General features: G+C 39.3%; 10 protein-coding genes and 2 pseudogenes. 7 read left to right on the top strand and 5 right to left on the bottom strand.

What is annotated here, in order from left to right:
- The 3 genes and pseudogenes from AN391_RS18000 to AN391_RS20815 all read left to right on the top strand — a co-directional run.
- Positions 1-197 (top strand): annotated as a pseudogene (locus tag AN391_RS18000) (endonuclease III); the annotation flags it as partial.
- Between the two features lie 171 nt (positions 198-368).
- Complete coding sequence (locus tag AN391_RS17995) at positions 369-1,724, top strand: serine hydrolase (protein ID WP_235576499.1); 1,356 nt, start codon at positions 369-371, stop codon at positions 1,722-1,724.
- Positions 1,725-1,806: 82 nt separating this feature from the next.
- Positions 1,807-2,026: pseudogene (locus AN391_RS20815) on the top strand (endonuclease III); the annotation flags it as partial.
- Between the two features lie 234 nt (positions 2,027-2,260).
- On the opposite strand, the gene AN391_RS17990 reads toward AN391_RS20815, so the two are convergent.
- Together AN391_RS17990 and AN391_RS17985 are read right to left on the bottom strand one after the other, a co-directional pair.
- The gene (locus AN391_RS17990; RefSeq protein ID WP_055016671.1) at positions 2,261-2,920 is read right to left on the bottom strand and encodes a hypothetical protein; all 660 of its coding nucleotides are present in this window, start codon (positions 2,918-2,920) and stop codon (positions 2,261-2,263) included.
- A 1-nt stretch (position 2,921) separates the two neighbouring features.
- On the bottom strand, positions 2,922-3,428 hold the full coding sequence (locus AN391_RS17985; protein WP_055016670.1) for an RNA polymerase sigma factor: 507 nt from the start codon (positions 3,426-3,428) through the stop codon (positions 2,922-2,924).
- A 416-nt stretch (positions 3,429-3,844) separates the two neighbouring features.
- On the opposite strand from AN391_RS17985, the gene AN391_RS17980 reads away from it, so the two are divergent.
- Entirely contained in the window at positions 3,845-4,078 is a 234-nt protein-coding gene (locus tag AN391_RS17980; protein WP_055016669.1) for a hypothetical protein, read from the top strand.
- A gap of 87 nt (positions 4,079-4,165) precedes the next feature.
- Here the strand turns inward: AN391_RS17980 and AN391_RS17975 are convergent, their stop codons facing one another.
- Both AN391_RS17975 and AN391_RS17970 read right to left on the bottom strand, forming a co-directional pair.
- On the bottom strand, positions 4,166-4,531 hold the full coding sequence (locus tag AN391_RS17975) for a DUF4345 family protein (RefSeq protein WP_055016668.1): 366 nt from the start codon (positions 4,529-4,531) through the stop codon (positions 4,166-4,168).
- A gap of 2 nt (positions 4,532-4,533) precedes the next feature.
- Complete coding sequence (locus tag AN391_RS17970; protein ID WP_055016667.1) at positions 4,534-5,487, bottom strand: AraC family transcriptional regulator; 954 nt, start codon at positions 5,485-5,487, stop codon at positions 4,534-4,536.
- A gap of 209 nt (positions 5,488-5,696) precedes the next feature.
- Between AN391_RS17970 and AN391_RS17965 the strand changes: the two genes are divergently transcribed.
- The 3 genes from AN391_RS17965 to AN391_RS20805 are packed head-to-tail and all read left to right on the top strand — an operon-like array spanning position 5,697 to position 7,314.
- Positions 5,697-6,647: an SDR family oxidoreductase gene (locus AN391_RS17965; protein WP_055016666.1), complete on the top strand. Its 951-nt coding sequence runs from the start codon at positions 5,697-5,699 to the stop codon at positions 6,645-6,647.
- 35 nt (positions 6,648-6,682) lie between these two features.
- Positions 6,683-6,916 carry a hypothetical protein gene (locus AN391_RS20810; RefSeq protein ID WP_055016665.1) on the top strand — a complete coding sequence of 78 codons (234 nt, stop codon included), beginning with the start codon at positions 6,683-6,685 and terminating at the stop codon, positions 6,914-6,916.
- The gene (locus AN391_RS20805) at positions 6,910-7,314 is read left to right on the top strand and encodes a hypothetical protein (protein WP_055016664.1); all 405 of its coding nucleotides are present in this window, start codon (positions 6,910-6,912) and stop codon (positions 7,312-7,314) included. The genes AN391_RS20810 and AN391_RS20805 overlap by 7 nt, the downstream gene beginning before the upstream one ends.
- 490 nt (positions 7,315-7,804) lie before the next feature.
- On the opposite strand, the gene AN391_RS17950 is transcribed toward AN391_RS20805, so the two are convergent.
- Positions 7,805-10,762 carry a TonB-dependent receptor gene (locus AN391_RS17950; RefSeq protein WP_055016663.1) on the bottom strand — a complete coding sequence of 986 codons (2,958 nt, stop codon included), beginning with the start codon at positions 10,760-10,762 and terminating at the stop codon, positions 7,805-7,807.
- Positions 10,763-11,298: the final 536 nt, after the last annotated feature.

Here is an 11,298-nt window from a genome sequence, read left to right as displayed (position 1 = left end):
ACCGCACCAAATTTGCGATGGGTAAAGATGTAGTTGCTGTTGAGCAAAAACTTGAAAAGGTTGTCCCTAAAGAATTTAAAGTAGACGTATACCACTGGTTAATACTACACGGGCGCTATACTTACGTTGCCCGTAAGCCTAAATGCGGCTCGTGTATAATAGAAGACTTGTGTGAGTTTAAAGACAAAACTGATTAACTAGCAATGGGTTATGAAGTTTGTTATTAATAGTTTAATTAAAAAAGTGAGAAATGTTGCAACAGAATCCTATGCAATTAACTCACTACTAAATTAATTTAACAGAATAGTGTCACGCTAATGATTCGAAATTTCACTGTAATCCTTCTTATATACTTTTCAATATTTTCAATGGCTTATGCAGTCGAGAAAAATACACAAAATAAGAATATAAAAGTGTCTGAAGTTGCAGATAACATCGCAATTCAATACCAACAAATGGGATGGTTTTCAGGAAATGTGCTGATAACGAAAGATAATAAAGAGGTATTTTCATCTTCTTATGGTTTTCAGGATATTGAAAAAGAATTAAAGAACAGAACCCAAAGCCGCTTTAATCTTGGATCAATAATGAAAGACTTCACCAAAGTCCTAATTTTGAAACAGGTAGAAGCTGGAAAGCTAAAGTTAAGTGACAAACTCATTACGTTTGAGTTAGGCTTTAAACAGCTTCATGCCGAGAAAATTACAATTGAACATTTACTAAATCATAGGGCTGGATTTGCTGATATCTTTGTAGCTGAATATCGTGAGAATCAACTCGCGTTTGATACTCTAGACAAAAAACTAAAACTGTTAATAGACACCCCTCTCTTATTCGAACCTGATAGTGATTATAAATATTCAAACTACGGTTATATAGTGTTGGGTGTCATTCTTGAAAAAATTACAGGCCAATCATTCGAAAAGTTACTTGCAAACAATATTTTCAATCCAGTTGGCATGTCATCAACAACCTTCAAGCCTATGAACTATCATGAGCACCAGTCGATACGATATACCTATAAGTACAATAATACGTTGAAACGAGTTGGTGTTACAGAACATCCCAGCCCGGATGGCGGTATTGAGTCTACAGCTATAGATGTTCAACAGTTTTATCGTGCACTCTTTTATACCGATAAACTACTAAAGAACTCTGACCATACAAATCGTAAGTCATTTGCAATGGATGGCTCCCACTGGGCCGCATATGGTGGAGGGTTGGGAGTGAGTGCTGCTGTTGAGGTTGATTTGGAAAATGGTTATGAAATTGTCGTCTTGGCCAATACCGATCACCTAATTGCAGAGCGCATTTCTGGCCGAATTTTGTCTTTTATTCAAAATGGTAAATATGAACCGATAAAGCCATTGGAAAAAAACTTTGCTTTCGAATATTACCAATCAAGTGGCCCAAAAGGGTTTGTTAAACACTTTAAGAAGACATACCGCGAGAACGCTTATAAGCAGTTTATTGGTCGAACAATCAATGAATTAGGTATGGAGCTGCTTAAGTCAGAATCGTGGACAGCAGCGTTTGATATGTTTAAGTATTTGATATCCCTTTTCCCTGATGCGCCGCAAGTATACGATAGCTTAGCATTTGCTTACTTATCAAAAGGAGACTTTGAAATGGCGAAAAGCACTTTTCGTAAGTCGTTAGCAATTAAATCCGATTTTAAAAGTGATTATGTAAGTGACAATTATGGTCATAATAAGCAACTATAAGTACGTTTATCGCACAAAAATGACCGTCAATATGGGTATGCTGCGAGGCCATAGTTTAAAATAAAATCTATTTTCCTTATCTTTAGGCTGGCCGACCATTGCCGTAGACACGCATTTTTCGTGTTTCTAACCGCACCAAATTTGCAATGGGTAAAAATGTAGTTGCTGTTGAGCAAAAACTTGAAAAGGTTGTCCCTAAAGAATTTAAAGTAGACGTACATCACTGCCTAATACTACACGGGCGCTATACTTGCGTTGCCCGTAAGCCTAAATGCGGCAGCTGTGTATACCAATCGACTTAAATATTTAGTCATTCTAGCGAGCTAAATAAAGCGCTTACGGCGTTATAAACTTCTCAAGTAGAACAACTACATGTAAAAATTTATGCCTTGTAACCGCCCTATTTATCTGTCGCTATAAGTGCCGAATAACTTAACACGATTGGTATTATTGAAGACGTGTGTGATTTTAAAGAAAAAACGGACTAACCTTAAATAACAATATTTTGAGTATTTAAAAGTAAGACAGCTAATTATTTAGCTGTCTGTTGATTCTATACTATTGATAAATTGCGCTATATTCACTAAACGCTCACCGACAATAAATGCAATGGTGCATTTAACCCAAGGAGTTGCGATATTTGTGTAGTTTAGTTTAGCTAATACGCAGCCAGTGGCAATTAAAAGTAGTAGTGATGACACACTGTAAAACCAAACCATGTGTTGCTCTAGGTGTGCAAATAAGTCAATTTCAAATAACACATCAAACCCAATAAACACATAAGCCATATAAAAAGGGGCAGACATAAATAACAATTTAGTTAGTTGTAATTTATGTGAGCAAAGGCAATAAATGTCTTTTTGAACTTGGCTAATTGGCTTTGCATAATCAACGTTAGCAATATGCACTATTTGGCCAATGTTACCTGCAAGGCCAACAATGGCAAATACAGCCAAGATTAAAGCAGATATTACAGGCGCTGAAACACTAACGTTTTTTGCAATATACTGGCCCAATAACAAAATGATAAAGAAGAAAGCTGCGCTTTCAATAATACGTGCCCATTTCATAGTATTAAGCTCTTTCATTTGTTTATTCAGTTTTGTTTCGCTCAGCAGTGATTGGTTTATTGTAATGGCCAATTCGTTAACACTATTTTGCTGCTGCCATGTGTTTTTAAAATTATCTAAATTCATACTAAGCCCCCTGTTTCTCAAATTGATTTTTTAGTGTTTCTTTAATTCGGCCTATTCGCGTAGCGACATTGGTTTTACTTATGCCTAAACTCGTCGCTATGCTTTGATGGGATTCACCTTCTAAATACAGCAATACTATGGCTTTATTTAACTTATCGAGCTTTGCTATAAATTCATAAAGCTGCTTAACCTCTTCGCTTTTATCATCGTGCGCTGATAGGTCGGCTATGTGCACAATGCACTGCTCACTCTCATTGGCTTTATCTTCTCGTTTACTGTCTTTGCGGTAATAGGAAATTGCCACATTCAGCGCGATTCGGTACATCCACGTAGAAAACTTATAGTCTTTGTCGTAATTATCATAAGCAAGCCACAGGGTGGTGAGTATTTCTTGCGCTAGGTCTTGCCTGTCGTGTTGGTTTTGACAGTACGAGTTTACAACTTTATAGATAATGCCTTTATGCTGCTCCATTGTTTGAGCAAAGCGTGCTTTTTTATTAGTGTTCATGTAGGCATAAATCCATAATTTAAATTAATCTCTTCACGTAGTTGGCTCATCACAGTTTCATTGTGTTTAATTTCTAATGCATCTGTTTTTAAAAGTAATAAAGTGCGGCGCTTTGGCTAATGCAACACAGCCTGTACATATTTAAATATAAAGACTTTAGCTGCACTGTAATACTCACATAATCGTCTTATCTAGTTATTCGCAGTATCGCTGAAATAATCACAACTATTTAAAAAATAATTATTGGAGGGAGTAGTAAGCTAAGTAAGAGAGCAAAGCGAGGAGTTAGCTCCCTTTTCTGCCTGCTATTAAAAGCGCACTCCTAGTTAAAAGAATTTTTTAATATAGCAATAGGCGATGAGATAGAGCGAGAAAGATTTCACTTAGGTGAACACATAGTATCGATGGTTCCTTACATGAACTTACAAATAACAGTTCATGCACGTATGGATGAATCAGCTTTATTAATCAAAAAAGCAAATTGTTATATTTCAATTAATCTAAAAGATATTTGCTCATTTGAGCCAACTGAATATTTCGCACAGCCAATCGCGAAAGTAATTTTGGCCGATAATAAAAACTTAACTCCCGTACTCTATGTACCTTGGTCTGAAGAAATGGCGCTAACTCACAGTAAAGCTCATGGATAAACGCCTTTGTTTGCTTATCACGCCTTAAAGGTATTAAGCGTTACACTCTAAGACGATACTAAGATTTATAGCGGTTTAACTCTGATACTAAGTACGTACTTTTAAATACCACCAAATTAGAGGCGCCAGTATCACTATTTCAATACCAACATTTAGCCACTGTTTTGCTACCGAACCATCTAATATAATGCCAATAAGCCTTGCGATTAAAAGCCCTACAAGTAACGATGACAGTGTTGCGGCTATGGTAGCTTGCCAAGGTACTAGCTGATAATGAAATTGCAGTAATAAACCAAAACCAATAAATAACCCCCACCAAATTCTGCGCTCTACGGCCTTAAAAGTGTCGCTAGGGACGGGTTTATTGCTTATTAGCTCAGGGTTGGCAGCTAACACTATGCCAAAAATAATTAGCAGCGCACCAACAACCTTAAAAATAACTATATTATCCATGATTAATTCCTCAGGCTGGTTGCTTGATTAATCGCTTGATCAACAAGCTCCCCAGGTAACTCTTTTGCTTGACTCCACTGCTTTGGCGATTGCCCATACATACGCTTAAACTCTCTACTAAATTGTGATGAGCTCACATAGCCTACCGACATGGCCGCCGAACTTACGTTCATACCCGTTGCAATTTTCATCGCGGCGGTATTTAAGCGCATAGATTTAACAAATTGAATCGGCGACATACTGGTCGCATCTTTAAATTTTCGATGCAAAACGGCCCTACTTACGCCAATTTTTGCTGCCATATCGTCTATGGTTATGGTCTCATCTAATCGAGATACCAAATAATCAATTGAGCGTGCGATGTCGTTTCCGACGCCAAAGGCTTGGTGCACACTACTCCCTGCCTGTCCGTTTAATATGGCGAAATATAATTCTCGCAGTCGCCCTTCACCTAAAACTGCAATATCTACAGGGTTGCCTACAAGTTGCAGCAATCGTAATAATGAATCGCTGAAGGAGTCATCCCACGCTGCGAGTGTAAGCCCCTGTGTTTTGGGGGCTGATGCGTGTTTTTTTACGCCTTCTGCAGCCATAGTAATAGATAATTCGGTCATCACTTTTGTATCTAGCGATACAATAACGCCTAGCAAGGGGTTCTCAGGTGACGCCGAGGGTGTACCCGCTTCTACCGGCATAGACATAGGGCAGCACATATAATTATGTTCATCGTAAATAAAGTGCTTACCATCGAGTATGGCTTCTTTAGCGCCACTGACTATGGCAACAATACACGGCTCGTAAACCGCAGGTGCACAGCGCATAGCGTGCGTTACTTTAAACAGCTGAACACCTTTAATACCCGTTTCTATTAGCCCTTGGGTATAATTTTCATCGCTGTTTACTTCGTTAAAAGACAGCTTGTTTTGTATAAGTTGTTTAATCTGGTGTTTGCTCATACACCCATACCCTTTAAATATAGAATAATTCTAATCTAGCACCGCAAATACACATTCTCAATGCAGTGATACAAATAGGCATATTTTAAAGAGGATATCGCCTAGTTACACCTAGTAGCGAGAGTTATATTACCTAACAAGCAATGTAGAACAATGCGCATAGCCCTGTACTGCATATTTATACTTAACTATTGATAGGAATTTAACTAATGAGCGCATCTAACCCATTTGGCCCTTCTGGCTGGACTCCCGACCAACTCAGTTCTTTAGTCGGTAAATGCTATTTAATAACGGGAGCAAATACAGGCGCAGGTTTTGAAGCAACCCGACTATTACTCGCTAAAGGCGCAAAAGTTGTTATGCTCAATCGTAACCCTTTAAAATCAGATGAAGCTATTGCTAAGTTAAAACAAGAGTTTGGCGATAATACTGAGGTGAGTTTTATAAAAATGGACTTAGCAGAGCTTGCCTCAGTGCGCCATGCAGCCAACGAGGTATTACAAACTGTGCCACACATAGATGCACTTATTTGTAACGGTGCGATTGCGCAGGTCGCGACTCAGCAATTTACTAAAGACGGCTTTGAAAGTCAGCTAGGGGTTAACCACTATGGGCACTTTTTACTGTGTGGTTTACTTTTTAACAAAATAGAGCAATCGAACGGACGTATTGTTGTGGTTGCCAGTGAAGGTTACAAAATGGGGCTTAAAACGATTCAATTTGATGACATGAATTGGAATAAAAACTACCACCCAAACAAAACCTACTGCCACAGTAAACTTGCACAAATGATGTTTGCTTATGAGCTGCAAAATAAAATAGCCGCCGCCAATAAAAATGTGCAAGTGTTTGTGTGTCATCCAGGTGCCGCTAATACCTCTCTTATTGGCGATAATGTTAACTTTGCAACCCGATTTACCTGGTCATTAATAGTCAAAATGGGCTTAGCGCAATCGGCAGAGCAAGGCGCATACCCTGAGGTTATGTGTGCCACCGAGCAAAATTTAAAACAGCGCGCTTATTATGGCCCATCAGGCAGGTGGAATTGGAGTGGCCCTGTCGGTGAATGCACGCTTGAATCATTTGCTTTAGAGCAGCCTGTGCTAAGCAAACTATGGGCAGTTACTGAGCAGCAAGTCGCTTTTAAATGGTCAATATAATTGCTAATAGCGAACGTGTGTAGGGTGTAAAAGTAATGAAAAAACCATTTGTAATCGGCCTAATACTTTTACTTTCCCTAACCGGCTGTAAAAGTACCAATAATCCCCCTGTACAGTATAAACCTGATGATGAGCTGGTAGTACCTGCCCATGGCTTAGGTAGAAGCGATTGGGCAATGCGTTACTTTGCCCAGCAGCTTAAAAATGCAAATTATAAGGTATGCAGCCTAAATTATGATTCTATAGGGGAAGCGTTGAAGATGTGTTAGCGCAAACAAGTACGCAAATTAATGCCTGTATTTCTAATGCCAGTAAAATACATTTTGTAGGCCACTCCCTTGGAGGATTGGTTATTAGGGCATACTTACAAAGTAACATGACAGTATTAAATAATAATACCCTTGGTAATGTTGTTTTAATTGGTACTCCTAATAAAGGCAGTGAGCTTGCCAATCACCTAAAGGGCTCATGGTTAATGCACTTAGGGGGCGGTATAAGCCAATCACTTATTACAGGCAGTAATAGTTTAGGCAATAAAATAAGTGAGTTAACTCTTAATTTAGGCATTATAGCTGGTACTAAAGCATCCCCTCTTACACAAAGTTACTTTAACAGTGAAAACGATGGTTTGGTGTCTGTAGAATCGACCAAACTGAGGGCGTGTTGATTTTTTCGGATTGAAATTTGTTCAATCTAGGGGCATTAAATCGCGGCGCGAGGTTTGTAACCTAGTGGGCTAAGTAAAAACCAAGTTACAAAGAGTTTATCGCCCCTAGGCAGAACCCAAAGGGCAGCGCATGTTTGGCATTTATGCTGCGTTATCGCCTATTTATGGGGAATAACCACACTTCACAGGCTCTGCCTTGCCTAAAAACCAAACACACTGCTGCAAATTCAACCATCAAAGATCAACACGCCCTACTAATATGCGTGATTTATTACGCTTAATGTAAGCCACACGGGAATGCGCCACAACCAACAAGTCATACAGCACACACTCAATTTTTTGCAAACGGGTGCATTCCCCCCCCCCACAAGAGGAACCACCGCCCTTTTTTTAACTCCTAGCTGCGGCTAATTTAAGGTCAAAAAAAAAGCAAGCCAAATGGCTTGCTTTTGAGCGCCCGTTCAAAGGCTACACACTCTCAACATACTTTTTAAAAACGGTAACTTGCACCCAGTGTAATACGACGGTCAGTTAAACCTTGGAAGCACAATAGTGCGCTTTCGTTTACACATGATTGGCTAATTTCAGACTCAGTAATATTTACTGCCTCTAAGCCAATATTTAGTTGTTCGTTCACATCATAGCTAATACTTGCATTAAGCTGGCCACGGTCTTCTTGTACCACAGGGAAACCCCATGGGAAGCTAGACGTACTACCGAAGTCATTTGAACGATACCCTTCACGCCACGTATAACGCATACGAGCTGACAGGCCAAATTTTTCGTAGTAAAGGGTAATGTTGTACGCATTTTCAGAAAGATTTAGTAAACCTTGAATTTCACTCACTTCAATACCGGGTGTACCTGTAGTTGCAGCAAATACACTACCCGCTCTTGATGTTGCGGTATTTTCGGTTTCACCACCTGAGAATTCTTGGATTGTGTAGTTAGCTAGCACACCAAAACCAGAAGCCCACCCAATGTCTTCTTCAAAGCCCGATAAGTCATATTGAAACGCAAACTCAATCCCTTTTTGGGTTGTTTCACCACTATCGTTTACTTTTGTTTCTGTACCAACACATACGCCACGACCATTTTCAGGGCCAAATACGTTTATATCTGCAATGGGGTTAAATATACCGCCGCCTTCACAGGGATCTGTTAAATCGCGGTAGCCTGTTACAGGGTCTTCAACTGGCGATGTTAACTGATTTACATGTAAATCTTTGCGGGTTTTATGGAATATACCCACACTGACAACACTCGCTTCATCAAAATACCATTCAGCAGATAAGTCATAAGAAAGCACTTCTTCAGGTTTAAGCGCTGGGTTACCAAATTCAACTTCGTCATTTGGGCTTGTGCTGTAAGTAATAGAGGTAGATAAATCGTTATAATCAGGGCGACGTATATCTTTACCCACACCAAAGCGCACGAGTACATCTTCTGATACATCAGCTACAAGGTTTAAGCGTGGTAAAATAAAGTCATAGTCAGATTTATTAGTAATTCGGGTCACAAGCTCATTGCCACTGCCATCTTCTGTAACTGAGTTACCCGTAGACTCAACATCAGTTTGAATATAACGCACACCAATATTACCGCGTACCATTTCGTACTCAAAGTTAGCTTGTGCATATAGCGCATGGGTGATTTCTTCTATATCAAAAAAACCAGATGAGCTAGATGTTGGTGCATTTAATGTTTTGCTTGATCCATGCACAGTCATGGCGTTTTGTAATGTTGCAAGTACCGCATCAGGATCTGATGCAACAAGCTCTGGGTCAATTAATAAAAAGTCAGCAATGTATAACGAGCGACCATCAGCTTCGTTAAAGTTATCAGGACCTGCAACTAATAAATCAGCAAACAAATCACCGGTTGGGCTATCTGCCATTGTTCTTAGGCCAACGCTTGATGTAATTTCGTTTTGTTTGCTTTGCGATTTACTGTAACGGTAACCAAAATCAATAGAGGTTACGATTGAATCAGTGTAATAGGTTGAATCAATACGGAACGCATCTTCAGAGTTTTCAACCGTATCTTGACCAATATTTACATCGCGTAGCACTACATTCGCAGGGTCTAGTAGTTGTTCAACCGTTGGCGCGTACTCTGCACCTTCTGCAATGCCAAACGCTAAAGCACCACCCGATAAGTCATATTCAAATGGCACACTATTATCATTACCACCACCCGCATCTAACGGCACATTAGGGTTAATAAAGTTAAGCGTAGTATTAAAGCTAGGCGTAGTTGTATCTGAAGATGATGATGCAATTTCAGCACTTACAAACCACTTATCACCTTGCCATTCGCCACCGAGTCTAAAAATATTACTGTCGGTAACACGCGAGTTAGTATCGCTTGAAAAGCGAAGGTTAGGATCGTCATCATCATTTTCTAAATTAACCGGAATTACACCACGTAAGGCCGCTTGAATTGAGCCTAAGTTAGTTCCGCCCAATGAGCCTAAGTTTACGGTTTCAAATTCATCTGGCACAGAAATATCGTTAAGCGCACTTACACCCGATGCTTGTACACGAGAGCTTTCTTGGCGACGTTCTTGATCGTTAACCACCGCATCAAAGTAAAACTTTGTGTTATCGTTTGGCGCCCATTCAATAGTACCTACAAAGTTTTTAGTTTCGTATTCGTAGTTATCGTAATCTTGTACAAAAAATTGAATAGGTAAAAAATCAAAAGACTGTGCACTGGCTACACCGCTATCTGCAGTTATAATGTTATCTCTGTCAGCACGTGGGCGAAACGCCGTTACATCTTGCTCTGCGTAACTACCGCTCAATAACACACCAAATTTACCGTAATCACCTTCCCAGTTATCAGCAAAGGTACCTGAAAAACGAGGTTGTAAGCCACTATCTGTGCTTAAACTGCTACTTTCACCTTGTACTCTTATTGTCGCCAGCTGCTCACTTAAATGTAAAGGGCGAATGGTTTTTAGGTTAATAGTACCACCTACAGAGCCCTCTATTGTTTTCGCTTCAGGCGACTTTATTACCTCTAAACTTGAAATAATTGACGCTGAAACATCTTCAAAGCTTATACCACTTCGTCCAGATCCTGAGCCTACTGTTGATACACCATTAATTTCGGTGCGGTTAGCATCTGTACCACGTATTTGTACACCGGTACCTACACCCGCTTGACGGGTAATTTGGATACCCGTTACGTTTTCTAATACTTCAGCGAGGTTTTGATCAGGTAGTTTACCAATATCTTCTGACTGAATAATTTCTACTAAGCTATCTGCAGAGCGTTTTTCCGCCAGCGCATTAGTAAGAGATTGACGAATGCCAGATACTTCGATGATTTCTACATCATCTTCTGCTATTGGCTTTGCTTCCTGTGCGTGTGTGGGCATAGAAAGGTTTATTGCTGTGGCAGATACAACTGCTAGCGTAATTTTTGATAACTTGTGATTCATAGTTTTTCCTGTGTGTGTCAGTGCTATGTGTAACTCGCTATATATTTTTTATTAAACGCCTTACCATTTATCTAAATGGTTAACTTAATATTTACAGCAAAACACCAAAAGGTCAACCTATTGGTAAACCATTTTACGTAAAAAAAGCAGAAACACCCATTACCAATAAAGTAAAATTCGGCATGACAAAGTCACAAAAGTCACTTACCACAATATAACCACTTGTATTTAATGTGATTTTAAACATAAAAACAGTTTAAATTTGATACAAGCTTGGTTTAAAACTCATACAAATGGGCCAATATATTTTTTTAATATATGGTGGGTTGTTTTTAAATTTAGCTGGCTTTAAGGACTTAATTGGTCAACCAGAATAAAGGTAGTAGACTTTTGGCTAATTCAAAGAATGGGCGAAAGTGCGGTCTTAACGAAGCTAATTTAGTAATACATTATAAAAATCGAAGGGGTAATATTCGCCTTCTATATAAAAAACCCAACCAGTGAAGTGCACTAATTGGGTTTTAAACTGGGGAGCT

Source organism: Pseudoalteromonas sp. P1-13-1a, assembly GCF_001401875.1.
Classification (GTDB): domain Bacteria; phylum Pseudomonadota; class Gammaproteobacteria; order Enterobacterales; family Alteromonadaceae; genus Pseudoalteromonas.
This window is presented reverse-complemented; position numbering and strand designations above follow the sequence as displayed.

Coding starts and splice junctions, on each gene's coding strand:
- AN391_RS17980 (WP_055016669.1), top strand. CDS start 3,845: ATGAACTTACAAATAACAGTTCATGCACGTATGGATGAATCAGCTTTA.
- AN391_RS17975 (WP_055016668.1), bottom strand. CDS start 4,531: ATGGATAATATAGTTATTTTTAAGGTTGTTGGTGCGCTGCTAATTATT.
- AN391_RS17950 (WP_055016663.1), bottom strand. CDS start 10,762: ATGAATCACAAGTTATCAAAAATTACGCTAGCAGTTGTATCTGCCACA.
- AN391_RS17965 (WP_055016666.1), top strand. CDS start 5,697: ATGAGCGCATCTAACCCATTTGGCCCTTCTGGCTGGACTCCCGACCAA.
- AN391_RS17990 (WP_055016671.1), bottom strand. CDS start 2,920: ATGAATTTAGATAATTTTAAAAACACATGGCAGCAGCAAAATAGTGTT.
- AN391_RS17995 (WP_235576499.1), top strand. CDS start 369: ATGGCTTATGCAGTCGAGAAAAATACACAAAATAAGAATATAAAAGTG.
- AN391_RS17970 (WP_055016667.1), bottom strand. CDS start 5,487: ATGAGCAAACACCAGATTAAACAACTTATACAAAACAAGCTGTCTTTT.
- AN391_RS20810 (WP_055016665.1), top strand. CDS start 6,683: ATGAAAAAACCATTTGTAATCGGCCTAATACTTTTACTTTCCCTAACC.
- AN391_RS17985 (WP_055016670.1), bottom strand. CDS start 3,428: ATGAACACTAATAAAAAAGCACGCTTTGCTCAAACAATGGAGCAGCAT.